Consider the following 26,110-nt stretch of genomic DNA (forward strand, 5'->3'; position numbering starts at 1 on the left):
CTGTCGCGTAGCGATGGGGAGGAGGCGTCTAAACCTTCTCGCTGACCTTGATCGCCACCCGGCAGCCGGCCTTGATCACCCCGCTCAGCAGCCGATAGGCCGGGGCTTCGCGGCTGCCGTGTTCGATGGCGTGATCGTGGTGGGCCAGTTCCTCGTCGCGGAACTGTTTCAGTTCGGCGGCCAGCGCGGGATCGCGCTCGCCGATCTCGGCGATCTGTTCGGCGTAGTGTTTTTCGATCACGCTCTCGACCGCCTCGGTGCAGGCGTGGGCCGCCTTCTCGCCCATCAGGGCCGTGCCCGCGCCCAGGGCCGAGGCCGCGATCCGCCACAGCGGTGTCATCACCGTGGGCCGCACCCGGCGTTCGGTCAACAGCCGTTCGAACCGGGCCAGATGCACGGCCTCCTGATCCTGCATCTCGCCCAGGTCGCGCACCACGCCGCCGTGCGCCTTGCGGCCCTCGAACACGGCCTTCTGGGCGCGATAGATCAGGACCGCCGCATATTCGCCGGTGTGATCGACCCGCAGGATCTCATCCATCCGCGCCTTGTCGGCGCCGCGGCCTGGCCGGGGCAGAGGGGGACGAGGCCGGGAGTCGGGGGTCGCCGCGTCGGTCATGCGTCAGGCCTTTTCGATCCGGGGGGCGCGGGCGTCCTTGGGGCGTTTGGCCGCCAGCAGGCTGAACCCCGCCAACGCGAGGGAGAGGAGGGCGTTCCAGCCGGCCATGGACAGGCCCAGCCAGCTCCAGGCCACGGCGTCGCACATGGCCACCCTCTGGGCCGGCCCCGTGCCGAGCGCCAGGGCGGTCAGGCTTTCCAGATCGACGTCGCCCCCGCCCACACAGGTCGCGGGCAGGCTCCACCACTTGTACTCGCCGCCCATGTGGAAGACGGCGGTGACGGCGCCGGTGGCGAAGACGGCGGCCAGCAGGAAGGCGGCGATCCGGGGCGTGCCGCGCCGGCTGCCGCTCAGCAAGGTCCAGGCGGTGGCCACCGCCGCCACGGCGACCGCGCCCCAATAGACCTCGCGCTGTTTGAGGCAGAGGTTGCAGGGCGCCAGGCCCGCGAACCGCTCGAAGGCGTGGGCCGCGCCCAGCATGGCCAGCGACGCGGCCAGGGCGAAGGCGGTCCACCAACGGGTCATCAGGCGATAGATGTCTCTCATCGTGCAGCGGTCTTAACCCGCCAAGGCGTCGCCGTCGACTTACAGAAGCTTCAGCATCACGATCAGGGCGATCAACACCACCAGGCCGATCCCGGACCACAGCGCCAGGCGTTTCTCGACCTGGGCCAGCATGGCCGCGCCCCAGCGCTTCAGGATCCAGGCCTCGAGGAAGAACCGGCCGCCCCGGGTCACGACCGACGCCCCCATGAAGACCGGGAAACTGAAGGCCGCCAGGCCGGAGGCGATGGTCACCAGCTTGTAGGGAATGGGGGTCAACCCCTTGATCAGTATGACCCACAGCCCCCACTGGGCGAACCATTGGCGGAAATGATCCAGCCCGTCCGAATGGCCGAGAACCCGGAGGATCGCCAGGCCGAGATCGGTCAGGAAATAGCCGATGGCGTAGCCGAGAATCCCGCCCAGGACCGAGGCCAGGGTGCAGACCCCGGCGTAAAAATAAGCCTTCTCGGGCCGGGCCAGAATCATCGGCGCCAGCATCACATCGGGCGGGATGGGGAAGAAGGAACTCTCGGCGAAGGCGACCATGGCCAGGGCGGGCGTCGCGTGGCGGCCTCGCGCCAGATTGAAGACGCCGTCATAGAGCTTGCGAAGCATGGAAATCCCCTGGCAGGGGCGACGCCCTAGCAAGACCTGCGTCCGACGTCACGCGCCGCGACATCGAAGCCCTCGCCGTCCGTTCCCGACGCCTCTAAAGGAGGCGGCATGACCGTCCCCTCTCCGTCCGGCCACGCCGACGACGTCAGCCACGACATCGCTCGCCTGTTGCGTCGGCTGTCCGACGACGGGGGCGAGGCCGGCCTGACCCTGGAAGAAATTCGCGACCGCCTGGACGAGCGCGCCTATGGGCTGCTGATCCTGCTGCTGTCGATTCCCTGCCTGGTCCCCGGCCTTTACGGCGTGCCCCAGGTGGTCGGGGTGGCCGTCATCCTGCTGGCCGGCCAGATGCTGGTGGGCCGGGAAGAGCCCTGGCTGCCGCGCTGGCTGCTGAAGCTGCGCGCCAGGGGTTCGTGGCTCAAGGCCATGGCCGATTTCGCCGAGTCGAAACTGGGCTGGATCGACCGGTTCTCTCGCCCCCGCCTGCGTCGCTTCGCCGATGGACCGGGCGAGAAGCTGGCGGCGGTCTTCATGATCCTGGCCACCCTGACCATCGTCCTGCCGATGACCAACACCATCCCCTCCGTGGCCCTGGCGCTTCTGTCGGTCGGCCTGATCCAGCGCGACGGCCTGTTCGTGATCGCCGGGGCGGCGGTGACGACGGCCTGGCTGACGCTCCTGGGCGTGGTGGCGACCGGGCTGCTGCTGGGCGCCGAATGGGCGACGCGGCTTCTGCCGGGCTGAACATCTGCAAAAAAGAACGCCACACGCAGGCATCAGTTGAATCGCCTCGCGTCATCGCATCAGTATGCTCTCGCCTAGTCGCCGGAGCCTGAATCCATGAAGTCGAACCTCACCGGCGTTCTGGCCGCATTTGTCCTCGCTTTCGGTGCGGCTCCAACCCAAGCCCAGCAGGCGGCCACGATAGAGGCGCGTACGGCTCCAGGCGGCGTCGCAGTCACCTGGAAGCTGGCCCAACCGACCAACCAGGTCGCCTTCCTGGACCCCGACATCATCCGCAATCTTTGGACCGTCACGACGCCCGACCTGACCCTGGCGGACGGCGTCCTGCAATCCGAACGGCCCTTCGACACCTTCGAAATCCTAATCGCGCCCGACGCCGCCGAAGTCGATCGGGTCTATATGGGCCTGACCCGCGTCGGCGCAGGTCATGTGCTCTACGGGCCCGGCCTGGCGCTGAAGGGCATGGACGCCGAACTGACCTTCAGGCCTGTCGAGGGCGAGACGACCTTGCCCGAGGCAGAGGCGATCAAAGGCTACGCCTACGTCGGCCCCGAGGCGGCCGTGACACGCAGGGCTGGCGGCGCGGCCGTGATCGGCGCCTCGGTTCCCGCATCGCTTTCCACGCTGATGGGCGACGGCTTTCTGGCCGCACAAGGTTTCTACGGCGCCAGATTGGGCCGCGACCTGCCTTACAAACCCGTCCTGGTGGTCACGACAGACAGCCCCGGTCCGACGACGTTTCGCGGAGACGTGACAAACACCGGCGTCATCGCCTTGCGCTTTTTCGGCGCCGACTGGGACGCCCCGCCAGAGGAGGTGACCGGCCCGCTTTCCACCTTCGTCTGGCACGAGACCTTCCACCTGTGGAATGGACATGGCGTCATCACCAAGGACGGCGACACCGCGCCTTGGCTTCATGAAGGCGGGGCGGAATACGGCGCTCTGGTCGCCGCTGCATCGTCCGGCGTCATTGATGACGCCCAGGTGAAATCCTCCCTGGCCCAGCGCCTGAACGGTTGCCGATCGGCTTTAGAGGATCGCGCCTATGATCCTCGGCGTCTGCGATCCGGCTCTGCGGTCTACGATTGCGGCGTCGTGATCCAATGGATCGCGGATCTGGAAACGCGGCAGGCCTCCGATGGCGGGCGCGACATCTTCGACCTGTGGAAGACGGTGCTGGACGCCGGCCGCAACGGCGACGGCTATGGCGCGGCGGACTTCCGCGCCCTTCTCCCGCGCGATAGCGGCGTCAGCATTCTGCTTGATGGGCCTGGTGCGGACCGTTGGTCGGGCCTCGAAACCCGGCTGGCGGCCCTGGGCGTCACGCTGGAGGAGCAGCCCGGCCGGGACGACTATCGCCAGGCCGCCCTCTTCCATCTGAACGACCAGAACTGCACCGGCGGCGGTACGGGCTTTTACCGGAATCCCGAAGGCATAAGGCTGGACACCGGCGACAGGTGTGGCGTGCTGTCGGGCGCCCCCCTTCTCGCCAGCATAGAGGACCACGACCCCAATGCGGACGCCGAAGCCATGTTCTTCGCGGTCCAGGCCCGTTGCACCCAAAGCCTTTCGGTGCGCTATCGGTTCGCGGACGGTCGGACGGTCGAGGCCGTGTGCAAGGCGCCGTTGGCCACACCCAAGGCTTGGGCCGTCACCACGGCGCCGATGCTGGCGACGCGCTCGACCTGAAAACCTGGCTCCGCTCCCCTCCCCCATCACGACCCCGTGGGACCGCCTTGGCTCTGTCGTCATCCGCGACTAGGTTCCGCGCCAATCGGCGGCCCCTTTCGGTTAAGCCCGCCACAGAAGCTACGCGGGAGACGCGCCATGAACGACATGACCCCCACCTCTGATCAGGCCCCTGCCCAGACGACTGCGGAACAGATCAACCTGGAAAACCCCCTCGGCGTCGATGGATTCGAATTCGTAGAATTCACCGGCCCGGAACCGAAGGCGATGATTTCGCGCCTTGAAATGATGGGCTTCACCCAGACCCATGTGAACCCAAAGACCGACGTGGTGCGCCTGAAGCAGGGCGACATCTCCTTCCTCGTCCACCGCACGCCGAACGGTCAGGCCCAGGCCTTCGCCGCCGACCACGGCCCCTCGGCCAACGGCATGGCCTTCCGCACCAATGACGCCAAGGCCGCCTATGAGGGCGCGCTCCAACGCGGCGCCGTGGCGGCGACCGATGCGAACGGCGGGGCGCTGGGCGACTATCCCTATATCCTCCAGGGCATCGGCGGTTCGCTGCTGTACGTCATCGACCAGTACGGCGACGCCGGCTCGCTGTACGACACCTGGGACGAGATCGAGGGCTGGGAAGAGGCCGAGCGCAAGAATTCGATGGGCCTCGAGATCCTGGACCACCTGACCCACAATGTCCGTCGCGGCCAGATGCGCACCTGGTCCGGCTTCTACGGCTCGGTGTTCAACTTCGAGGAGCAGAAGTATTTCGACATCAAGGGCAAGGCGACCGGCCTGTTCTCGCAAGCCATGATCGCGCCCGACCGCGCCATCCGCATCCCCCTGAACGAAAGCCAGGACGACAACTCCCAGATCGAGGAATTCCTGCGCCGCTACAACGGCGAGGGCATCCAGCATATCGCCCTGACCACCGAGAACATCTTCGAGACGGTCGAGGCCATGCGCGCCCGCGGCGTCGATTTCCAGGACACGATCGAGACCTATTTCGAACTGATCGACAAACGCCTGCCCAACCATGGCGAGGACGTGGAGCGGATGCGCAAGAACCGCATCCTGATCGACGGTTCGGACGAGGAGGGCCTGCTGCTGCAGATCTTCACCCAGGACACCTTCGGTCCGATCTTCTTCGAGATCATCCAGCGCAAGGGCAACGAGGGTTTCGGCAACGGCAATTTCCAGGCCCTGTTCGACTCCATCGAACTGGACCAGATCCGTCGCGGCGTCATCAAGGTCGACGCCTGAATGCGGATGCGGCCGCCGACCTGGCTGCCCTGGCTCGGCCCGGCCCTCGCGGCCGGCGCCGGCGCCCTGGCGGGGGAGTTCTGGCTGGGCGGCGGGTTCTGGACGGTCCTGCTCGCCGCCCTGATCTGCGGCTTCGCTCCCATCGTCGCCTATCGGGTGTGGAAGCGGCTGCACCATCGGGAGTGATGGGCCGCGTCTGCCCCCTACTCCCGTCGCTCTCGGGCCTGTCCCCGCACAATTTCATCCACCTCGTGCTTGAAAACGCACCGATTTTCAGATTGTCGCACCCATCGACCCGACATCGCCGGGGGGCGGGCTACAATCCACCGACGGAGGGACCGACCATGATGCGATCTGGACGAATTGCACTAATTACACTCTGTTTTTCCATCGTCGCCAGCCTTGCCCACGCCCAGGACCCGGCCGCTCCCCGCTGGTCCCTGGCCATCCACGGCGGGGCGGGGGTGATCGAGCGGGCCGGCCTGACGCCGGAACAGGACGCCGCCTATCGCGCCGCCCTGCAACGGGCGCTGGACGCCGGATCGGCGGTGCTGGCGCGCGACGGCTCGGCGCTGGACGCGGTCCAGGCCGCCGTTCAGGTCATGGAGGACGATCCCCTGTTCAACGCCGGGCGGGGCGCCGTCTTCACCGCGGCCGGCCGTAACGAGCTGGACGCCGCCGTCATGAACGGGGCGGACCTGACCGCCGGCGCCGTCGCCGGGCTGACCACCACCCGCCACCCGGTCGCCGCCGCCCGCGCCGTGATGGAACAGTCGCCCCACGTCATGCTGATCGGCCCCGGCGCCGACGCCTTCGCCGCCCAGGCCGGGCTGGAACAGGTCGATCCGGCCTTCTTCTTCACCGAACGCCGCTGGCAGGGCCTGATCAAGGCACTGACCGAGGCCGGCCTGCCCCTGCCCGCCCGTCCCGCCGACGTATCGACGCCGGGAGCCCAGGCCGCCGTCGCCCCGCCGCTGAACGAGAGGAAGTTCGGCACCGTCGGCGCCGTGGCCCTGGACAGTCGGGGCCGCCTCGCCGCCGCCACCTCGACCGGCGGCATGACCGCCAAACGCTGGGGCCGGGTGGGCGACGTGCCGATCATCGGCGCCGGAACCTACGCCTCGAACGCCGACGGCTGCGCCGTCTCGGCGACCGGCTCGGGCGAGTATTTCATCCGCTCCACCGTGGCCCGCGACATCTGTCGCCGCACCGCCGACGGCGCGACCGTCCAGGCGGCGGCCGAGGCCGAGATCGCCGACGTCGGCTCCATCGGCGGCGACGGCGGGGTCATCGTCATGGGTCTGACCGGAACCCCGGCCTTCGCCATGAACACCTCGGGCATGTATCGGGGGGCGGTGTCTTCGACGGCCGCCGCGCGCGTCGCGATCTACGCCGACGAACCCTGAGCCCCGATTTCAGACGAATTAGACTCTTTTTTTCCAGACCGAGCCCATGCCTGCACCCGACGACGAACTGACCGTGATGGCCGAGGAAGAGCTGGACGCCGCCTGCGCCATGCCCTTCGTCGAGCTGAAGAAGATCACCCCCTGGGGCGACTCCTATGTCGGCTTCGCCCCGTCCGGCCGCGAGGTCGAGGTGGAGCGCCGCTATCTGTGGGCGGTCGAACCCGCAGGCGGGGTGGTCGTCGAGGTCGAGGTGCGCGACCCCGCCGCCCGCGCCGGCGCCGAGGCCAAGGCCCTGCTCACCGAACATCGTTAACCTTTCACTTGGCCCAGCTTCGCCGCTGCGGCATGATGTGGCGAGTGGGGGATGACAATGCTGCCGACACAAACCGACTTTCCCGCCGAGGTTGTTGCAACGCCCGTGATCTGGGACGGCGCGACCGCGTTCATCCTCTCGATCCTAAGCGCCGTGGCCGCCGCCGTCATTGCAAACTGGCTGGGCGTCAACGGCGAGCGCCGACGACAGGAAGTCGTCCTGGTCACGATCATCAAGCGCAAGTACGAGATCATTCTGCAAGCGTCAGAACGCGCCATTCGCGCGGTCGGCGACGGAGAGCCGGCGGCGCGAGAGCTTGTGGCGACCGTCCGGCGCGAACTGGGATTTGTTCTGACCATCTGTTCGGGTCTTCCGCTCAAGAAGCTGGATGACGCGCTGGACGGCAAGGCGGCCGACAAGCCCAAGCCGAAGCCCCCGGAACCGAGCCCGCCCCCTGTGCGACCCATCCCGATCAGCTACAAGCTGGAAGAGGCGAAGGTTCTCACGTCCGGCCTCTGCGGAACGGGCGTCGAGGACGGCTATGTCGTGACGGAGGCCGCGCCGCCCCCTCCGCCTGCGCCCCCGCCCTGCCCGTCCCCCCAGGAGCTTGTGGCGGCCCATCGCATCCAGATCCGACAAGCGGTCGAGGCGTTCCACATCTACTGGAGCGATCGCGCCAGCCGGATTTCAGAACTCTCGGCCCTCCAGCGCGCCTTCGCGACGACCCTGCCGCCCAAGGTGGAAAAGGACGACGCCCCGCCCCTCCCCCGTCACTGACCGCCCCTCTGTTCCCCCCGGCGCGAAATCGGTCTAGGCCTTGGGCATGAAACTCGCCTCGCTCAAGCACGGCCGCGACGGCCGCCTCGTGGTCGTCTCGCAGGACCTGCACTGGTTCACCGACGCCTTCCTGATCGCCCCCACCCTCCAGGCCGCGCTGGACGACTGGGACCGCTGCGGCCCCCGGCTCCACGCCCTGGCCGAGAGCCTCGAGCACGAGGCCGTGCCGCGCGGCCGTTTCCACGAACGCGACGCCGCCTCCCCCCTGCCCCGCGCCTATCAGTGGGCCGACGGCTCGGCCTATGTGAACCATGTCGAACTGGTCCGCCGGGCGCGCGGGGCCGAAATGCCCGCCAGCTTCTGGACCGATCCCCTGATGTACCAGGGCGGCTCCGACGGCTTTCTGGCGCCCCGCGATCCCATCCCCCTGGCCGACCCCGCTTGGGGCTGCGACCTTGAGGCCGAGATCGTGGTCGTGACCGGCGACGTGCCCCAGGGCGCAACGCGGGACGAGGCCCTGGCCGCGATCCGCCTGGTCGGCCTGGTCAACGACGTCTCCCTGCGCAACCTGATCCCCGCCGAACTGGCCAAGGGCTTCGGCTTCGTCCAGTCCAAGCCCGCCAGCGCCCTCTCGCCCGTCTTCGTGACGCCGGATGCGCTGGGCGACCGCTTCAGGGACGGCAAGCTGCACGGCGAACTGACCGTCCAGCTGAACGGCCAGCCCTTCGGCCGCGCCGACGCGGGCGTGGACATGACCTTCGACTTCGGGACCCTGATCGCCCATCTGGCCAAGACCCGCTCGCTGTCGGCCGGGACGATCATCGGTTCAGGCACGGTCTCCAACCGCGACGCCGACGGCGGCCCCGGCAAGCCGGTCGCCGAGGGCGGCCTGGGCTATTCCTGCATCGCCGAGGTCCGCACGGTCGAGACGATCCTGCGCGGCGCCGCCGAGACCCCCTTCCTGGCCCATGGCGACACGGTCCGGATCGAGATGATGGACGACCAGCATCGTTCGATCTTCGGGGCCATCGAGCAGACGGTGGAGCCGCTTCCGCGCGACGCCTGACCACGCCGGATTGACCGATGTCGGCCTCGGGGGAGGCCTGGAGGACGACATGCCGCCCGAGAAACTCATACCGCTGCTGGTCTTCCCGGCCGTGCTGGTCCTGGTGCTGCTGAAGAACCGGCGCAAGCGACCGTTGAAGCCGCAGTTCCTGTGGATCATGCCCGCCATCGTCGTGCCCCTGATCGGGCTCGGCATCTGGGGCTCGACCTATAGTCCTCGCGCCGTCCACGCGCCGTTCGGCCCCGGCGCCTGGGCCGTGCTGGCCATCGGCGCCGTCCTGGGCGGCCTGGCCGGCTGGTATCGCGGCAAGACCGTCACCATAGAGAAGGAGCCGGACGGTTCGCTGATGGCCCAGGCTTCGCCGCTGGGCCTGATCCTGCTGATCGTGCTGTTCGCGGGCCGCGCCGGCCTGCGCGACCTGATCGAGACCCACGCCGCCGACTGGCGTCTGAACGCCATGGCCGTCACCGACGCCTTCCTGGTCTTCGCCATGGGACTGATCGTCCTGCAGCGGGTCGAGATGTACATCCGCGCCCGACGGGTGCTGGCCGGCGGGACCGACAGCCATGTGGAGGTGGCGGCCTGATCGGGCCCCATCATTGCAGCGATCCCGAAATCCGCCTGCGGCGCTCAGGCTGCGCCCCACGCAGGACGGCCGTCCGCGTAAACTTCATGATGCGGTCAAGACCCTCTGGACCCGGCTCATGCCCTTGTGGCATGAGACCGGCTCCGCTGCGGGCGTGGTGGAATTGGTAGACGCGCTGGACTCAAAATCCAGTTCCGAAAGGAGTGCCGGTTCGACCCCGGCCGCCCGCACCATCCTTCCTGTCGGTGTGTCTTCCCGCCGCCATATGGCGCGGAAACGAAGACGGCCCGCCCCGGAGCCAGCAGGTTCGGCACGCGTGGGCGCCGGAGCCAGACAGGTTCGGAACGGGCCGTGAATGATCGGTACGAATACTAAAATCCGACCAGCCGACATATTGGCATTAAGTCGCATTCTTGAAAAGTCCCCGCTCGGCGATCAGCCCAGTTCGCGGTGGAAGAAGCCGGTCACATCGGCCAGAATCGTCGCCTTCTTGCGGAACAGGGGCGAGAAGGTCGCGATCAGGTCGGCGTGGTCCAGACCCGGATAGAGCTTCGCCTCAGACCGACCGCCGACCGCCTTCATCCTCTGGTCCAGAATGGTCGTGTCCTCGGCATGGACCACGACGTCGGCCGTGCCGTGACCCAGCCAGATCGGCGGCGCGTCGGGACGCACGAAGGTGACGGGCTGGGTCAGGGTCGGATCGGGGGCGCGGCCGAAGGCGTTCCGGGACGCCCCCACGTCGAACGGCAGGAAATCATAGGGGCCCGCCAGACCCGCCGCCGCCCTGATCAGTCCAGGGCGGTCGACCGCCTGCATATAGCGGCGGTCCAGACTGATCATCAGGGCCAGATGGGCGCCGGCCGAATGGCCCAACACCCCCACTCGTTCCGGATCGCCGCCATAGGCTGCGGCGACATCCGCCGCCTTGGCCGTGGCGACGGCGGCGTCTTCGATGAAGGCCGGAAAGACCACCTGGGGCACGACGCGGTAATCGGGCAGGGCCACGACGAACCCCTGGGCGGCCAGGGCCTGGGCCGCCCAGCCATAGAGGTCGCGCGACCCTGAATCCCAGCCGCCGCCATAGAAGAAGACGAGGACCGGATAGGTCCCCGGCGCGGTCGGGGCGTACAGGTCCAGCCTCTGGCGGGGATCATCGCCATAGGCGATGTCGCGCGCCACCCGTCGCACGCCCCCGTCCCTCGGCCCCAGACTGTTGAGCAGGCCCAGGGGTGAACAGGCGGCCGCCATCAGGCCCGCAATGGGCGCCAACAGGCCGCGCCGGGTCATGCGATACAGTCCATGGCTTCCAATACGTCGTCGCCCCTCGCTCGGCCCAGACCCTTCGCAGATTTATCGCGCCCCGGCGATCAGCCGGCCGCAGTTCGCATCCTCGGCCAGGCCCGGATCGACGAAGGCGAACAGGGCCGTGACCGGCGCCACCACCGCGCTCAGAAGACCGGCGACCCCGCCCTGGCCGACCAGGGCGCGGACATCGACGCCGACCTGGGGGGCGGTCAAGGCCCCCTTGACCGTGATGGGCGCCCAGACCCGCAGCAGGCGCGGCTTCTTGGATTCGCCATCCACACGCAGATCCAGGGTTTCGGCCCCCAGGTCGATCGTGCCTGTGCCCTGGGCCAGAACCACATCCGTATCGATGACCAGGGTCTTGACCGTCGCCGCGCCGCCCCGCACGTCGAAATCGGCGACGGCGCACCGGATCTGGGCCGTGGACTGGTCTCCGCGCAACAGTTTCAGCAGGCCGGCGCTGGCGTTGATGCCCAGCAGTTCGGCGAAGGCCGACCGCATCTGACCGTCGGGCACCACAAGGCTGAGCGAGCCCTTGGACGCCGCTGCGAAATCATGGATCGAGGCGCCGGGTCCTTCCAGCCGCGCACGGCCCAGAGCGCGCCCGGTCAGGGGCGCAGTTCCGTCGCGCGCGGGAATGATGGATTCCAGCGGATAGCCGGCCAGACGGAAATCGACGACGCTGTAGGGGATGTCGCGCGTCGCATTGATCCGGGCCGTGCCGTTCAGTTCGCCCCGATTGAAGTTGAAACTGACGGGATCGAGATCAAGGACGCCGTCCTTCAGTTCCGCGCCCAGGTTCACCGCCCGCACATCCAGGTCATTGGCCTTCACCGCGACCGCCCGATAGCTCAGGCTTCCGTCCATCGCCCGCAGGCGCTCAGTTTGCAGCGGCGCGTCGGGCAGCAGCTTGCCGCCGACGGCCACGGGCGCCTCGGTATTGGATCCCGCCGCATTCGTCACGGTCCGGACGCCCAGGACGGCGGCCAGGTCGTCGATGTCGAGGCGGCGCGACGTCAGTTCCGCATCGACCCGCAATCGTTTCGCCGCATCGACCCGCACGTCGCCGGACAGGTCCGAGGCCCCGACCCGGCCATCGAAATCACTGAAGGTCCAGATATTCTCGTTCCGCTTCAACGCGCCCTTCAGTCGATAGGGCGGGGTGTTGGGCAGGGCGACCCCCGTCAGCAGATACAGGTCCGACAGGTCGCGCCCCTGCAAGCTCAGGGTGGCGTCGAACCGGCCCAGGTCGAACGGCCGGGTCACGGCCCCCTTGGCGGTCAGGCTGGAGCCCGCGCCGCTGACGCTCGCCTCGAAGTCATAGGGTCGGTCACGACGGATATTGATGAAAGGGCCGCCCCGGACGCGGAGCGTCAGCGGCGAGCCATTGACCTCGCCCTCGCCGTCCAGCACGAAACCGGCGTCGTCACCCTGCCCCTCGCGCGCATCGACCGTCGCCTCCAGTTTCAGACCGCGTCGCCGCTCGTCGAAGACCAGGCGGCCGTCGGTGATGACCAGTTGCTGGATGACCGGCAGTTTCATCCCCTCGCCCGTGTCGGGCTTTTCGGGGTTCAGGTCCCAGCTGTTGCGGCCGTCCTTGTCGGTGATCAGCACCAGCCGGGGGCGGGTGAAGCTGAGCAACGGCATCTCGATCTGGCCGGCGAACAGTTTGCGCAGCCGCACCGAGGCGCGGATTTCGTCCACATCGGCCGTATCGCGATCCCGCGCCCACTCCGGCCCGCCGATCTTGAGACCCCGCACCACCGCCGAAGGCGTCCAGCTGAACAGATGGACGTCCAGGTCGCCCTGAAGCGCAATGTCGCGATCATACGCCGCCGAGGCCCAGCGTCCGATGGGTCCGCGCACCATGTTCCAGTCGAACAGGATCAGGGCCAGAACAACAATCCCGATCAACAACAGGCCGACGCCCCCCGCCCAGGCCTCGGCGCGACCGGGCCGTCGGACGGCGGCGTACACTGGGTCATTCCGCCGCACCCAATCGTGAAAGCTTCGCGCGCGAACCACAGCCGGATCTACGCCCCTGCGACGCAGGTCCGACCACAATTCGTTCCACTTCAGCATCTTGGCCAAACAATCGGCTCCGTGAGCCAGACAGAACGCGCAAGTCGCGGTTTGGAGCCGCCCGGTCCCCTTCGACCTCTCCTGGCCTAAAATTTCGTCAGTTATGCGCTCAGTTGTCGCAAAAACTTTACAACGCGAAAATTCGGCGCATATTTCATCAGAGCCCTGATCTTAATTCAGGCCACAGGAGGATGCCCGATGACCCGCTCAATGACCCGATTTGCATCGCCCGCGCTGGTTCTCGCCGCCATTGCGGCGACCGCGACCCCCAGCCTGGCCGAGACGTCCAAGCCGCAGCGCGCCGAATCCCAACAGATCGTCATGATCTGCGCGACCGATGCGGCCACCCGTCGCGCCTACCAGCGCGAGTTCGGCGTTCAGCCGGTCTTCGTCAGCGCGCGCGAAACCTTGAACGCCCGCTCGAACGGCGAAACCTGGTCCACGCCGCGCTGCATGACGGCGCGCGAATACGCCCGTCTGAACCAACTGGCCGAGACCCGCGCAGGTCTCTAACGAAAAAGGGCGCGGCCTTGCGGCTGCGCCCTTCCTTCGTTTCTGCGGCGCCCCGGCCCTATTGGGCGGGGGTCAGATACTTGTTCAGCCAGCCGAACACCTCATTGTGCCATTGCAGGCTGTTGGCCGGCTTCAGCACCCAGTGGTTCTCGTTCGGGAAGACGATCAGGCGGCTGTCGATTCCCCGGCGCTGCAGCGCCGTATAGGTGGACAGGCCCTGGGCCGTCGGAATGCGGAAGTCGTGGTCGCCCTGCACCACCAGCATCGGCGTCTTCCAGTTCTCGACATGGTTGGCGGGGTTGAACTTCTGATAGCCTTCCGGCTTGTCCCACGGCGTGCCGCCGTATTCCCACTCGGTGAACCACAGCTCCTCGGTCGAATAGCCCATGCCGAAGGTGTCGAAGACGCCGTCGTGGTTGACCAGGCATTTGAAGGCGTTCGACCAGTTGCCGGCGATCCAGTTGATCATATAGCCGCCGTACGAGGCACCCAGGGCGCAGGCGTTGGAACCGTCCAGGAAGCCGTACTTCTGCTGCGCGGCGGCCCAGCCCTTTTGCAGATCCTCCAGCGGGCGGTCGCCCCAGTGCTGGCTGATGGCGTCGGTGAAGGCCTGGCCGTAGCCGGTCGAGCCGTGGAAATCGATCATCACCACCGCATAGCCTGCCCCGGCGTAGGTCTCGGGGTTCCAGCGATACGACCAGCCGTCCCCGAACGAGCCCTGGGGTCCGCCGTGGATCAGGAAGGCGACGGGGTACTTCTTCCCTTCCTCATAGCCGACCGGCTTGATGACGTAGCCGTGCACCGTCTCGTTGTTCCAGCCGGGGAAGCTGAACTGCTCGTATTCGCCGAAGGCCTTGGCGTCGAAGGCCGGGTTGGCCTGGGTCAGGCGACGCGGCATTTCACGACCCAGATAGGTCTTGAAATACAGATCGCTGGGCGACTTCAGACTGTCCTGGGCGAAGACGAAGCCCGACGGCGTCTGCTGGAAGGCCGAGACATGGCCGGGGCCGGTGACCGGGGTGACGACGCCGTTGCGCGTGTCCACGGCGAACAGCCTGGTCGAACCCACGTCGCCGGCGGTCGTGTACAGGGTCTGGCCGTCGCGCGACCATTGCAGGGTGTCGGCCGAACGGTCCCAGTTCGACGCGATCTCGCGCTTCTGGCCCGATTGCACATCCATCAGCACGATCTGATAGCGATCGGCCTCGAAGCCCGGACGCGCCATGGCGCGATAGGCCAGGGTGCGGCCGTCCGGCGAAAACACCGGCCCCGCGTCCCAGGCCGGATTGTCCTGGGTCAGGTTGGTGAAGGTCCCGTCGCCGGTCAGGCCGTTGGTCTTCCACAGGTCGAAATTGGTGCTCCACGGCTCGGTCTTGCCGGCCAGGCGCGCCGAGAAGACGATGGAATCGCCGGCAGGAGTGAAGACGAAGTCGCTCTCGTCGCCGAACGGCTTGGACGGAGTGTCGCCGTCGAAGCCCTTGGTCACCCAGGCCGGAGTTCCGGTCGCCTGACCGTTGCGACCGATCGACTGGACGAACAGATGGTTCTGGGTGTGGTCGTTCCACGTGTCCCAGTGGCGCACGAACATGCGGTCGTAGACCTGGCCGGTCGTCTTCCGCTCGGCCATGGCCTTGCCCATCTCGACCGAGGCGTTCAGGTCGGCCGCGTCCGGATAGACGGCCAGGGACACGGCCACCTTGTCGCCGCTCGGGCTGATCCGATAGGCGTTCACGTCCAGCGGCAGATTGGTCACCTGCACGGGCGTGGCCGTCGGCGAGGCCACGCGCCAGACCTGGCTGGCGCCCGACTTGCCCGACAGGAAATACAGATTGCCGTCCCCGCCCCAGCGGGCGGTGTTCGCGCCCTGGTCCGAGATGGCCAGTCGGCGCGGCGCCACGTCCGGCGTGTTCAGGTCCAGCATCCACAGGCTGCCGGCGCGGCGGTTGGCCTCTACATCCGTCGTCGTCACCGAATAGACGACGTAGCGCCCGTCCGGCGACACCTGCGGATCGCCCAGCCGGTTGGCCGTGATCATATCCTTATAGGTGAAGGCGTCGGGCGTCGCAGGCGCAGTCGGAACCGGCGCGGGCGGAACCTGGGCCAGGGCCGGAGCGGCGCTCATCAGGGCGCCCGACAAGGCAATTCCCGCGCAGGCGGCGGACAAGAGAGAACGGTGGCGCATGGGGCATTCCTCGCAAAACTCGCAGCGGCGAGGCGTAGCACCACCGTTCGCCAGGCGAAAGTTGCTGACAGCTCAGAAGTTAGCTAAGTTACTTGGACCAAGGAGCGCGACATGACCACTGTCACCGTCCACCACGCCAAGACCCATCTCTCCAAACTGATCGCCGCCGCCGAACGCGGCGAAGAGGTCGTCATTGCGCGCGGCGACAAGCCCGCAGTAAGGATTGTGCCCTTCGAGCCGGCGACCAAGCCCGAGCGCAAGCCGGGTCGGCTGAAGGGCCTCGTCGCCATGGATGATCGTTTCTTCGACCCCCTGCCGGAAGACGAACTGCGTCTGTGGGAGGGCCGAGGCGAATGAGGCTGCTGCTCGACACCCACGCCCTCATCTGGTGGATGTCGGGGGAAGCGGGGCTAAGTCGGGCCGCCGAGGCCGCCATACGCGACGGCGACGTCCATGTCTTCGTCAGCGCTGTATCAGCCTATGAGATCGCCCTGAAACACGGCATGGGCAGGTTGCCCAAGGCTGGGCTGCTGGCCGAGCGGTTCGAGGCCGAGGTCGATCTCGAAGGTTTTGACATCCTGCCGATCACCGCCCGCGAGGCGTCCCACGCCGGCCGGCTGGACCATACGCACCGCGACCCGTTCGACCGGCTGCTGATCGCACAGGGCCTGATCAACAACCTGACGCTCGTCTCCAATGAACAGGTGTTCGACAGCTTCGGCGTGGCGCGCCTCTGGTAGGCTTGCTCCCTTTCGCCGAACCGGCGACAAGCGGTCGTCCATGAATTCCGCCGCCCTTCCCGTCCGCCGCTCGCCCCATATCGTCGATGTCCTCATCGCCGAACGCGCCCCGCGTCTGACCGCCTCTCCCGTCTGGCCGGTCGTGCGGCCGGCCCTGTATTCCGTGCTGAACTACAGGGCGGCGGTGCGGATGGCCGACGCCATCCAGAACCTGTCAGGCGCCGAGACCCTGGACCATGTCTCGGACCTGCTGAGCCTGAAGGTGTCCACCGCCCATCTGGACCGTTTGCCCACGAGCGGCCGGTGCGTCGTCGTCGCCAATCATCCCACCGGCATCGCCGACGGAGTGGCGGTCTATGACGCCGTCCGACAGCGCCGCCCCGACGCCATCTTCTTCGCCAACGCCGACGCCCTGCGTGTCTCGCCGCGACTGGCCGAGACAGTGATTCCCGTCGAATGGGTTCACGACAAGCGCACCCGCGAAAAGACCCGCGCCACCCTGAACGCCGCCAAGGAGGCCTTCGAGGCCGAACGTTGCGTCGTCATGTTCCCCGCCGGCCGCCTGGCCCGCGAGAAAAACGGCGTCCTGACCGACCCCGAATGGGCGCCGACCGCCGCCTCCCTGGCGCGCAAATACGGCGCTCCGGTCATTCCCATGCACGTCACCGGCCCGTACAGCCGGCTGTTCCACCTGTTCGACAAGGTCTCGCAGGAACTGCGCGACGTGACCCTATTCCACGAACTGCTGAACAAGGCGGGCAAACCCTTCAGCGTCGTGGTCGGTCAGCCCATCCCGCCCGAACGGCTGGACGGGGACGCCGTCAAGGCCACTGTGGCCCTGAAACAGTTCACCGAACGCACCCTGGCCGCCGATCCTGACGCGGTGTTTCCATGAAGATCGACCTTCCCGACGCCGAGGCCACCACCCGTCTGGGCCATGCCATCGCGCCCCTGCTGGCGCCAGGCGACAGCCTGCTGCTGTACGGGCCGCTGGGCATGGGCAAGTCGACCCTGGCGCGCGGCCTGATCCGCGCCCTGACCACGCCGGACGAAGACGTGCCCAGCCCGACCTTCACCCTGGTTCAGTTCTATGAATCCGACCCGCCCGTCGCCCATTTCGACCTCTATCGCCTGACCCGACCGGAAGAGGCCTTCGAGATCGGCCTGGACGACGCCCTGGACGAGGGCTGCGCAATCATCGAATGGCCCGAGCGGCTGGGCGAGGAGCCGGGCCGGTTCCTGGGGCCCGACCGCCTGGTCATCGAAATTTCCGAACACGGCGACGGCCGTGTTGCGACCGTTTCCGGCGCAGGCCGGTGGGAAGACCTGATCGACCATGTCCGTTTCTGACCGCGAACAGCTTCGCCTCGACTTCCTGGCCTCCGCCGGCCTGGCCCAGGCCGCCCGCGCGCCCCTGCCCGGCGACGCCTCGACGCGGCGCTACGAGCGGCTGACCACGACTGACGGGGCGTCCCTGATGCTGATGGACCAGGCCCCCGCCGCCGAAAGCCCCCCCGCCGACCCGGCCTGGACGCCGCAGCAGCGTCAGGCCGCCGGCTGGAACGCCGTCGCCCGTCTGTCGGCCGGACGGATAGAGGCCTTCGCCGCCGTCGCCGCCTATCTGAAGGCGCTGGGCCTGTCCGCTCCCGAAATCCCGGCCCTCGACGCGCCCAATGGCCTGGCGGTGCTGGAGGATTTCGGCGACGCCCTGTTCGCCCGGGTGATCGAGGACGGCGCCGACGAGACGCCGCTGTATCTGACCGCCATCGAGGCCCTGGCCGCCCTGCACGAGGCCGGCGCCCCTCCCCAAACCCTGCACGGCCCCGGCGGCGACTGGCCGTTGCTGACCTATGACGAGACGGCGCTTCAGGGCGGGGCCGACCTGTTCGTCGAATGGCTGCCCCGTCTGGACGAGCGCGTCGCCTTCGACGCCGCCGCCGTGGCGGCGTGGCGAGAGGCCTGGGCGAAGATCGTCGCCTCGGGCGCGGACGGCGCCTCGGTCATGGCGCATCGCGACTATCACGCCGAGAACCTGATCTGGCTGCCTGAGCGCGAGGGCCCTGCCCGCGTCGGCATGATCGACTTCCAGGACGCGGTCCGCGCCCACCCCTCCTGGGACCTGCACTCCCTGCTTCAGGACGCCCGCCGCGACGTGTCGCCGGCGCTGGAAGCCGAGGCCCTGGACCGCTATTTCGCCCTGCGGCCCCAGGTGGACCGCGCCACCTTCATGGCCGACTACGCCGGACTGGCCGCCCTGAACGAGGCGCGGATCATCGGCATCTTCGCCCGGCTGATCGCCCGCGACGGCAAGCCTCGCTACCGTCAGTTCCTGCCGCGCATGTGGCGGCATCTGAACGCCAATCTGGAACAGCCGGCCCTGGCGCCCGTCGCCCGCTGGTTCGACCGCCACGTCCCGGCCGAGGTGCGAGCATGACCGCTCCCAAGACCGCAATGGTGCTGGCCGCCGGCCTGGGCACCCGGATGCGCCCGCTGACCGACGACCGGCCCAAGGCCCTGGTCGAGGTGGCCGGCCGCGCCCTGATCGACCATGTGCTGGACCGGCTGGCGGACGCGGGAGTCGAGACGGCGGTCGTCAATGTCCACTGGTTCGCCGACCGCCTGGAAGCCCATCTGGCCGCACGCGGACGCGGCCCACGGATCGTCATCTCCGACGAGCGAGCCGAACTGCTGGAGACCGGAGGCGGGCTGAAGAAGGCCCATCCCCTTCTGGGCGAGGATCCCATCTTCGTCGCCAATATCGACAGCGTCTGGATCGACAGAGGCGACGCCCTGACCGATCTGATCCGTCTGTGGAACCCGGAGACCATGGACGCCGCCCTGCTGCTGGCCCGCCGCGAGGGCTCCATCGGCTTCGAGGGCGACGGCGACTTCTTCCTGGCCGACGATGGGAGACTGACCTTCCGCGGCGACGCCCCGTCCGCCCCCTTCGCCTATATGGGCGTGCACATCACCCGCCCCGGCTATGCCGACCACGGCCCCGACGGCCCCTTCTCCCTCAGCCCCCTGTGGCGCAAGTCCGCCGCCGAGGGGCGCCTGTTCGGCTGCGTCCTGGACGGCGACTGGATGCACGTCGGCGATCCCCAGGCGCGGGATCAGGCCGAGGCGAAACTGGCGGGAGACGCGTGAGCGGCTTCGATCCCTTCACGGCGGCCAGCCCCCGCTGGTACGCCGTCCCCGCCTACCGGCCCTTCCTCGAAGACCTGGCCGCCGGCGTCCTGGCCTGGCTGGGCGATCTGCCGCCCGAGACCCTGTCCGACGCCACCATCCTGCTGCCCAACCGACGCGCCGCCCGCGCCTTCACCGGCGCCCTGTCGAAACTGTCCCAGGGTCGCCCCATCCTGCTGCCCCAGGTCCGGCCGCTGGGCGATCTGGAGGAGGACGAGCCGCCCTTCACCCCCGGCGCCCTCGGCCTCGACCTGCCGCCCGCCATCCCCGCCCTGACCCGCCGGTTCGAGATGGCGCGGATGATCGTCGAACAGTTCGACAACAGCCTGACGCCGATGCGCGCCCTGGATCTGGCGGATGCGCTCGGCGGCTTCCTCGATTCCTGCCAGCTGGAAGAGGTTCCGAACCCCGAACGGATCGCCACCCTGGTCGACGGCGAAATGGCCGAACACTGGGAACGGTCCGCCGAGTTCCTGGGCCTGGCGGTCGAGGCCTGGCCCAAACGCCTCGCCGAGCTGGGCCTGGTCGATCCGGCCTGGCGCCGCGCGACCCTGCTGCGCCGCCTCGCCGAACTGTGGGACCACACGCCTCCGACCCAGGCCGTCATCGCCGCCGGTTCGACCGGCACCGTCCCCGCCGCCGGCGACGTGCTGAAGGCCGTGGCTAGGGCGCCCCTGGGCTGCGTCGTCCTGCCCGGCCTCGATCTCGATCTGGACGCGGCGGTCTGGGACCGGCTGGACGAACAGCATCCGCAAAGCGCGATGAAACGACTGCTGGACCGGGTCGAGGTCGCCCGCGCCGATGTCCGCCCCTGGTTCGCCCCGTCCCAGCCCCCTGCCGCCCTCGCCCGTGGCCAGGCCCGCCAGCGCCTGGTCAACGAGGCCCTGCGCCCCGCCGAGGCCACCGACGACTGGCGCCGCGCCATCCGCGACCTTCGCTCGACCGCCGCCGCGCGCGGCGAGGCCCGCGACCCCATAGCCGAAGGCCTGCAAGGCCTGTCCCTGCTGACCGTCCGCGCCGAGGAAGAGGCCGCTGCCGCCATCGCCCTGATGATGCGCGAGACGCTGGAAACGCCCAATCCTGATGGAACGGGTCGCACCTGCGCGCTCGTCACGCCCGACCAGGCCCTGGGCCGCCGCGTCGCCGCCCGGCTGGAACGCTGGGGCGTCATCCCGGATTCGTCTGCCGGCGTCCCCCTGTCGCGTCTGCCCGCCGGCGCCCTGGTCGATCTGTGCGCCCGCTGGATCGCCGATCCGGTCCAGCCCCATCTGCTGCTGGCGATCGTCAAACATCCGTTGGTCCGGTTCGACCTGGGCGACGCCCCTCAAGCCGCCGCCGTCGCCGCGCTGGAGGAACACGCCCTGCGCGGTCCTCGCCCGCGCGACTTCGCCGCCATCCGCCGTCGCCTGCTCGAGGCGGTCGAACCCGACCGGCGCGGCAAGGCCCCGCCCGAGTGGAAACGGGAACGCCTGTCGGCCGCCACCCGCCTTGTCGAGCGTCTGCAAACCGCCATCGAGGCCGCGACCGCCGTCTTCTTGCCCCAGACCGAGCGAAATGGGGCCGACCTGAACGCCGCCGCCTCGGCCTTTACACGCCTTATCGAGACCCTGGCCGGCCAGGACGCCTGGGCCGGTCCCGACGGCGAGGCCGCCGCCGCCCTTCTGTCCGGCCTGATCGAGGGCGGGGCCTCGCTGGGCCGCATCGACCAGACCGACCTGGCCGAGCTGACCACGTCCCTGGTGCGCGAGACCGTCGTCCGCACCGGGGGCGCGACCCATCCGTCGCTGCGGATCCTCGGGGCCATCGAGGCGCGGCTGGTGCGCGCCGACCGGATGATCCTGGCCGGGCTGGAAGAAGGCGTCTGGCCCCAGGCCGCCCCGACCGACCCCTTCCTGTCGCGTCCGATGCGCAAGGCCCTGGGCCTGCCCCCGCCCGAACGCCGCCTGGGCCAGACGGCCCAGGACTTCGTCCAGGCCGCCTGCGCCGACGAGGTCATCCTGGTCCACAGCGAACGGCGCGGCGGCCAGCCGGCCGTGCGGTCCCGCTGGCTGTGGCGGCTGGAGATGCTGACCCGCGGCGCCCATTCCGCCGAGACGCCGATCGAACTGCCCCGCCCCCGCACCGTCCTGGACTGGACCCGCGCCCTGGACGCCCCTCCGCCCGGCCCGCCGCGCTTCGCCAAACGGCCCGAGCCGCGCCCGCCGGTGCATCGCCGCCCCCGCAGCCTCTATGTCACCCGCATCGAACGCTGGGTGCGCGATCCCTACGCCATCTACGCCCTGTGGGTGCTGGGGCTGGAGGCGATGGAGCGTCCCGGCGCTTCTGCCGAAGCGCTCGCCCGTGGCAACGCCGTCCACGCCGCCATCGAACGGTTGACCCTGGACTGGCCCGACGACCTGCCCGACGACTGCGAAGCCGTCCTGCACGACCATCTGCTGCGTGAACTGGGCGCACGGGGGTTCGAGGATGCGGCCATGGCGCGCGAGGCGCCGCTCGCCCGCAACTGCGCCCGCTGGCTGACCGATTTCGAGCGCCGCCGCCGCGCGCGGGGCATCGACATCCTGGTCGAGCAACAGGGGACCATGACCTTCGACGCCCCCGCCGGCCCCTTCACCGTCAAGGCCTTCGCCGACCGGATCGAGCTGGCCTCGGACGGAGCGGCGGTGATGGACTTCAAGACCGGCGCCGCTCCATCCGCCAAACAGGTCAAGTCCGGCTTCGCCCCGCAACTGACCCTGACCGCCGCCATCCTGGCCGACGGCGGGTTCGAACGCACCAATGGCCCGGTCACGCCCGACGAACTGACCTATGTCCGGGTGGTCGGGCGCAAGACGGCGGGCGAGGTCATCACCCGCGCCTCAGGCGCCGAGGCCGCCGACCTGGCCCAGGCGGCGCTGGACGGGCTGAAGCGCCGCGTCGCCCGCTTCGACGACGAGAACACGCCTTACGTCTCCTGGGCCGCCCCCCAGTTCATGGGCAACCAGGGCGGCAACTACGATCACCTGGCCCGCGTCTGGGAATGGTCGGTGATCGGCGACGGGGACGAAGAATGAGCGTGTCCCCCCAGATCGTCGCGGCCGACCCGCGCCTGACCGTCTTCGTCACCGCCAACGCCGGCTCGGGCAAGACCACCACCCTGGTCAACCGGGTGGCGCGGCTGCTGCTGGACCAGGTCGATCCCGGCGCCATCCTGTGCGTCACCTACACCAAGGCCGCCGCCGCCGAGATGCAGGCCCGGCTGTTCGACCAGTTGGGCGGCTGGGCCGTGCTGGACGACGCCGCCTTGTCGCGCGAACTGGCCCGGCTGGACGACGGCGACCCGCAGGCGATGGATCACGCGGCCCTGTCCCGCGCCCGCAAACTGTTCGCCCGCGCGCTGGAGACGCCGGGCGGGCTGAAGATCCAGACCATCCACGCCTTCTGCGAAAAACTGCTGCGTCGCTTCCCGCTCGAGGCCGGGGTCTCGCCCCGCTTCACCGTGCTGGAAGACCAGGCCGCCACCGCCCTCAGCCATTCCGCGCGCGAGGACCTGGCCCGCGCCGCCGTCGCCGCTCCCGACGGTCCCATCGGCCTGGCCTACAGCCATTTCGCCGTCGAACTGGACTGGCAGAGGTTCCAGGCCCTGCTGTCGATGATCGAGGCCAAGCGCGCCGACCTGCTGGACTATATCGACCGGGCTGAGGCCGGAACCGCGCCCGATCCCTACGCCCTGACCGGCGCCGAGCCCGACCGCGGCCCCGAAGAGCTGGAACAGGACTTCGTCGCCTGGATCGATCCCGCCGAATGGAACCGCATGGCCGAGGCCATGGAGACCGGTTCGACCAACGACCGCAAGATCGCCGACGCCATGAGCGTCGCCGCGCCCCCCTACGCCGGGTTCGCGGCCCTGGCGGGCGTCTTCTGCACCCAGGCGGGCGAGCCGCGAAAGAGCATGGGCACCAAGTCGGCGCCGCAAGGCGCGGTCGGCTGGCTGCTGGACCTCCAGACCAAATTCCTCGCCGCCCGCGAATCCCTGCGCAAGGCCCGGATCGCCGACGATACGATCAAGGTCCTGACCCTGGCCCGCGCCCACGCCGCCTTCTACGAGGCCGCAAAGGCCCAGCGCGGCGCCCTCGACTTCCCCGACCTGGTCGCCCGCGCCGCCGCCCTTCTGACCCGCAGCGGGGCCGCCGCCTGGGTGTTGTACAAGCTGGACGGCGGGGTCGATCACGTCCTGATCGACGAGGCCCAGGACACCGCCCCAGAACAATGGGCCATCGTCCGCGCCCTGACCGGGGAGTTCTATTCCGGCCAGACATCAGGCCGCACCGTCTTCGCCGTCGGCGACGAGAAACAGTCGATCTACTCCTTCCAGGGCGCCCGCCCAGAACGGCTGCGTCAGGAACGGGCCGACTTCCTGGCCCTGGCCGAGGGCGCCGGCGAACCCTTCGCCGGGCCGGAGCTGAACACCTCTTACCGCTCGACCGAAGAGGTTCTGGCCTTCGTCGACGCCGTCTTCGCCGACCCCGACCGCACCCGCGCCCTGACCGGCCCCCAGGGCGACATCGCCCGCCACATCCCGGCGCGGATCGGCCAGCACGGCGCCATCGACCTGTGGCCCCTGTTCCTCGACGAACCCGCGCCCGAGACCGAAGCCTGGGACGATCCGGTCGATCAGGAAAGCGTCGGCAGCGCCCGCAAGCGCCTGGCCCGCGACCTGGCCCGTGAAATCCGTCGCCAGGTCGAAAGCGGCCTGGCCGTCTTCGACAGCCGCACCCGCGAGCTCCGCCCCGCCGGATACGGCGACTATATCGTTCTGGTCCGCCGCCGCGACGCTACCTTCGAAGAGATCATCCGCGCCCTGAAGACCGAGGGCGTCCCCGTGGCCGGCGCCGACCGGCTGAAACTGTCCAGCCATATCGTCTTCGACGACCTGATCGCCCTGGCCCGATTTGCTCTCTTCCCCGACGACGACCTGTCCCTGGCCGAGGTGCTGCGCAGCCCCCTGTGCGACGTGGACGAGGACGGCCTCTACGCCCTGGCCGGCCGCGAGAACCGCAAGGCGGGCCAGCTCTGGCGCGACCTGCGCGACCGGGCGCACGAACGCCCCGAATGGACCCGCGCCCGCGACGCGCTCCAAGCCGCCATCGCCGCGCGCGGCGGCGACCCGTTCGCCTTCTTCTCTCAGGCCTTGAACCGGGTGGACGACACAGGCCGATCCGGCCGCGCCCGCATCCTGGCCCGGCTGGGCCGCGAGGCGGAAGAAGCCGTCGACGAAACCCTGAACCAGATCCTGGCGGCCGAGAACCGCGGCGCGATCGACCTGGAAACCTGCCTGGCCCAGCTTGAGGCCGCCGACGTCGAGGTGAAGCGCGAACTGGAGGGGGCGCGCGGCGAGGTCCGCGTCATGACCGTCCACGGCGCCAAGGGGCTGGAGGCGCCCATCGTCATCCTGCCCGACACCACCATGAAGGCGAAGGCCCAGGGTCCGTCCCTGATGCCCGCCGTGACGCTGGAAGGCGAAGGCGAGGCCTGGCTGATGGCGCCCGGATCGGCCAAGGACGACTGTCCCGCCTCGGCCGACGCCCGCGCGGCGCGCCAGGCCCGGACCGACGACGAAACCCTGCGCCTGCTCTATGTCGCCCTGACCCGCGCCCGCGACCGGGTCATCGTCATGGGCCGCGCCTCCAGCCGGGGCGCCGAGCCCGGCAGCTGGTGGTCGGTGATCGAAGAGACCTTCGACCGGCTCGGCGAACAGGTGCGCGAGGTCGAGAACGGCGTCCGCCGCTTCGGCGTCGATCCTGAACGCCGCCCTGTCACGACCGCCCCAGACCGCACGACCGCCGCCCTGCCCATCTGGGCGACCACCCCGCCGCCCGCCGACGCTGCCGCCCGTTTCGCCGCGCCGTCGCGGATGGAGGGCTCGATCCGCATCCCCGCCCCCTCGCCCCTGGCGCGCAGCGCGGCCGGCGGCGCATCGCTGGGCCGGTTCCGCCGCGGCGACCTGATCCACCGGCTGCTGGAACGCCTGCCCGAGATCGCCCCCGCCGACCGCCCCGACGCCGCCCGTCGCCTGCTGGCGCGCGAGACCGACCTCGACGACGCCCAGCGCGGCGAGATGATCGCCGCTGCCTTCTCGGTCCTGGACGACGCCCGCTTCGCTCCGGTCTTCGGCCCCGGCTCCCGCGCCGAAGTCGCCTTGACCGGCGCCCTGCCCGGCCCGTCGAGCGTGGCGATCAACGGCCGTATCGACCGGCTGGTGGTCACCCCCGACCGGGTCCTGGTCATCGACTACAAGACCAACCGCCCCGCCCCCGACGCCCTGGACCGGGTCGATCCCGCCTATGTCTTGCAGGCCGCCGTCTATGTCGCCGTCCTGAAACGCCTCTACCCCGACCGCCCGGTCGAGGCCGCCCTGGTCTGGACCGACGGCCCTAAACTGATGCCGATCCCGCAGGCCATGCTGGACGCGGCGTTGGCGAACAGTTGAATTGCCCGCGATTCG

General features: G+C 69.1%; 24 protein-coding genes and 1 tRNA gene. 19 read left to right on the top strand and 6 right to left on the bottom strand.

What is annotated here, in order from left to right; translation table 11 throughout:
* Nucleotides 1-28: 28 nt before the first annotated feature.
* From GYM46_RS05715 to GYM46_RS05725, 3 genes are read right to left on the bottom strand one after another with little or no spacing between them, the layout of a single operon-like run.
* Nucleotides 29-616 (bottom strand): demethoxyubiquinone hydroxylase family protein, encoded by a 588-nt coding sequence (locus GYM46_RS05715; RefSeq protein ID WP_008261282.1) that lies wholly within the window; start codon nucleotides 614-616, stop codon nucleotides 29-31.
* Nucleotides 617-619: 3 nt separating this feature from the next.
* Complete coding sequence (locus GYM46_RS05720) at nucleotides 620-1,162, bottom strand: disulfide bond formation protein B (RefSeq protein ID WP_008259882.1); 543 nt, start codon at nucleotides 1,160-1,162, stop codon at nucleotides 620-622.
* Between the two features lie 39 nt (nucleotides 1,163-1,201).
* Complete coding sequence (locus GYM46_RS05725) at nucleotides 1,202-1,777, bottom strand: YqaA family protein (protein ID WP_008258849.1); 576 nt, start codon at nucleotides 1,775-1,777, stop codon at nucleotides 1,202-1,204.
* Between the two features lie 108 nt (nucleotides 1,778-1,885).
* Here GYM46_RS05725 and GYM46_RS05730 point away from each other — a divergent pair, with 108 nt between their 5' ends.
* From GYM46_RS05730 to GYM46_RS05775, 10 genes are all read left to right on the top strand, one after another.
* Nucleotides 1,886-2,521 (top strand): exopolysaccharide biosynthesis protein, encoded by a 636-nt coding sequence (locus GYM46_RS05730; RefSeq protein ID WP_008263790.1) that lies wholly within the window; start codon nucleotides 1,886-1,888, stop codon nucleotides 2,519-2,521.
* 96 nt (nucleotides 2,522-2,617) lie between these two features.
* Entirely contained in the window at nucleotides 2,618-4,210 is a 1,593-nt protein-coding gene (locus GYM46_RS05735; protein ID WP_008259019.1) for a peptidase M61, read from the top strand.
* 147 nt (nucleotides 4,211-4,357) lie between these two features.
* Nucleotides 4,358-5,470: a 4-hydroxyphenylpyruvate dioxygenase gene (hppD, locus tag GYM46_RS05740; protein WP_050771686.1), complete on the top strand. Its 1,113-nt coding sequence runs from the start codon at nucleotides 4,358-4,360 to the stop codon at nucleotides 5,468-5,470.
* On the top strand, nucleotides 5,471-5,656 hold the full coding sequence (locus GYM46_RS05745; RefSeq protein WP_035310320.1) for a hypothetical protein: 186 nt from the start codon (nucleotides 5,471-5,473) through the stop codon (nucleotides 5,654-5,656).
* Nucleotides 5,657-5,814: 158 nt separating this feature from the next.
* Nucleotides 5,815-6,876 carry an isoaspartyl peptidase/L-asparaginase family protein gene (locus tag GYM46_RS05750; protein WP_008263085.1) on the top strand — a complete coding sequence of 354 codons (1,062 nt, stop codon included), beginning with the start codon at nucleotides 5,815-5,817 and terminating at the stop codon, nucleotides 6,874-6,876.
* Between the two features lie 46 nt (nucleotides 6,877-6,922).
* The gene (locus tag GYM46_RS05755; protein WP_008263954.1) at nucleotides 6,923-7,189 is read left to right on the top strand and encodes a hypothetical protein; all 267 of its coding nucleotides are present in this window, start codon (nucleotides 6,923-6,925) and stop codon (nucleotides 7,187-7,189) included.
* A gap of 57 nt (nucleotides 7,190-7,246) precedes the next feature.
* On the top strand, nucleotides 7,247-7,966 hold the full coding sequence (locus GYM46_RS05760) for a hypothetical protein (RefSeq protein WP_008260422.1): 720 nt from the start codon (nucleotides 7,247-7,249) through the stop codon (nucleotides 7,964-7,966).
* A gap of 46 nt (nucleotides 7,967-8,012) precedes the next feature.
* Nucleotides 8,013-9,032, top strand: coding sequence for a fumarylacetoacetate hydrolase family protein (locus GYM46_RS05765; RefSeq protein ID WP_008261720.1), 1,020 nt, complete (start codon nucleotides 8,013-8,015; stop codon nucleotides 9,030-9,032).
* A 49-nt stretch (nucleotides 9,033-9,081) separates the two neighbouring features.
* Entirely contained in the window at nucleotides 9,082-9,618 is a 537-nt protein-coding gene (locus GYM46_RS05770) for a CcdC protein domain-containing protein (protein WP_040349892.1), read from the top strand.
* Nucleotides 9,619-9,766: 148 nt separating this feature from the next.
* Nucleotides 9,767-9,851, top strand: a tRNA-Leu gene (locus GYM46_RS05775).
* 202 nt (nucleotides 9,852-10,053) lie between these two features.
* Here GYM46_RS05775 and GYM46_RS05780 read toward each other — a convergent pair.
* Together GYM46_RS05780 and GYM46_RS05785 are read right to left on the bottom strand one after the other, a co-directional pair.
* Entirely contained in the window at nucleotides 10,054-10,905 is an 852-nt protein-coding gene (locus GYM46_RS05780; RefSeq protein WP_008259713.1) for an alpha/beta hydrolase, read from the bottom strand.
* Nucleotides 10,906-10,968: 63 nt separating this feature from the next.
* Nucleotides 10,969-12,900: an AsmA family protein gene (locus GYM46_RS05785; RefSeq protein WP_008262459.1), complete on the bottom strand. Its 1,932-nt coding sequence runs from the start codon at nucleotides 12,898-12,900 to the stop codon at nucleotides 10,969-10,971.
* A 303-nt stretch (nucleotides 12,901-13,203) separates the two neighbouring features.
* On the opposite strand from GYM46_RS05785, the gene GYM46_RS05790 reads away from it, so the two are divergent.
* Nucleotides 13,204-13,518 (top strand): hypothetical protein, encoded by a 315-nt coding sequence (locus GYM46_RS05790; protein WP_008264222.1) that lies wholly within the window; start codon nucleotides 13,204-13,206, stop codon nucleotides 13,516-13,518.
* A gap of 58 nt (nucleotides 13,519-13,576) precedes the next feature.
* Here GYM46_RS05790 and GYM46_RS05795 read toward each other — a convergent pair whose 3' ends face one another.
* Complete coding sequence (locus GYM46_RS05795) at nucleotides 13,577-15,700, bottom strand: alpha/beta hydrolase family protein (RefSeq protein WP_040349205.1); 2,124 nt, start codon at nucleotides 15,698-15,700, stop codon at nucleotides 13,577-13,579.
* Between the two features lie 111 nt (nucleotides 15,701-15,811).
* On the opposite strand from GYM46_RS05795, the gene GYM46_RS05800 reads away from it, so the two are divergent.
* The 8 genes from GYM46_RS05800 to addA are packed head-to-tail and all read left to right on the top strand — an operon-like array spanning nucleotide 15,812 to nucleotide 26,095.
* Nucleotides 15,812-16,057, top strand: a complete 246-nt coding sequence (locus GYM46_RS05800; RefSeq protein WP_008262555.1) for a type II toxin-antitoxin system Phd/YefM family antitoxin — start codon at nucleotides 15,812-15,814, stop codon at nucleotides 16,055-16,057.
* Complete coding sequence (locus GYM46_RS05805; RefSeq protein WP_008260050.1) at nucleotides 16,054-16,440, top strand: type II toxin-antitoxin system VapC family toxin; 387 nt, start codon at nucleotides 16,054-16,056, stop codon at nucleotides 16,438-16,440. The genes GYM46_RS05800 and GYM46_RS05805 overlap by 4 nt, the downstream gene beginning before the upstream one ends.
* 40 nt (nucleotides 16,441-16,480) lie before the next feature.
* Nucleotides 16,481-17,335: a GNAT family N-acetyltransferase gene (locus GYM46_RS05810; protein ID WP_008263770.1), complete on the top strand. Its 855-nt coding sequence runs from the start codon at nucleotides 16,481-16,483 to the stop codon at nucleotides 17,333-17,335.
* A complete protein-coding gene (gene tsaE, locus GYM46_RS05815; RefSeq protein WP_008258719.1) occupies nucleotides 17,332-17,790 on the top strand; it encodes a tRNA (adenosine(37)-N6)-threonylcarbamoyltransferase complex ATPase subunit type 1 TsaE in 459 nt (152 codons plus the stop codon). The genes GYM46_RS05810 and tsaE overlap by 4 nt, the downstream gene beginning before the upstream one ends.
* On the top strand, nucleotides 17,777-18,874 hold the full coding sequence (gene amgK / locus GYM46_RS05820; RefSeq protein WP_008262929.1) for an N-acetylmuramate/N-acetylglucosamine kinase AmgK: 1,098 nt from the start codon (nucleotides 17,777-17,779) through the stop codon (nucleotides 18,872-18,874). Before tsaE ends, amgK begins: the two co-directional genes overlap by 14 nt.
* Nucleotides 18,871-19,587 (top strand): N-acetylmuramate alpha-1-phosphate uridylyltransferase MurU, encoded by a 717-nt coding sequence (murU, locus tag GYM46_RS05825; protein WP_040349203.1) that lies wholly within the window; start codon nucleotides 18,871-18,873, stop codon nucleotides 19,585-19,587. Before amgK ends, murU begins: the two co-directional genes overlap by 4 nt.
* Nucleotides 19,584-22,679, top strand: coding sequence for a double-strand break repair protein AddB (gene addB, locus GYM46_RS05830; RefSeq protein ID WP_008262967.1), 3,096 nt, complete (start codon nucleotides 19,584-19,586; stop codon nucleotides 22,677-22,679). Before murU ends, addB begins: the two co-directional genes overlap by 4 nt.
* Nucleotides 22,676-26,095, top strand: a complete 3,420-nt coding sequence (gene addA, locus GYM46_RS05835) for a double-strand break repair helicase AddA (protein ID WP_008264185.1) — start codon at nucleotides 22,676-22,678, stop codon at nucleotides 26,093-26,095. The genes addB and addA overlap by 4 nt, the downstream gene beginning before the upstream one ends.
* Nucleotides 26,096-26,110 lie beyond the last annotated feature (15 nt).

It is taken from the genome of Brevundimonas mediterranea (assembly GCF_011064825.1).
Taxonomy (GTDB): Bacteria; Pseudomonadota; Alphaproteobacteria; order Caulobacterales; family Caulobacteraceae; genus Brevundimonas; species Brevundimonas mediterranea_A.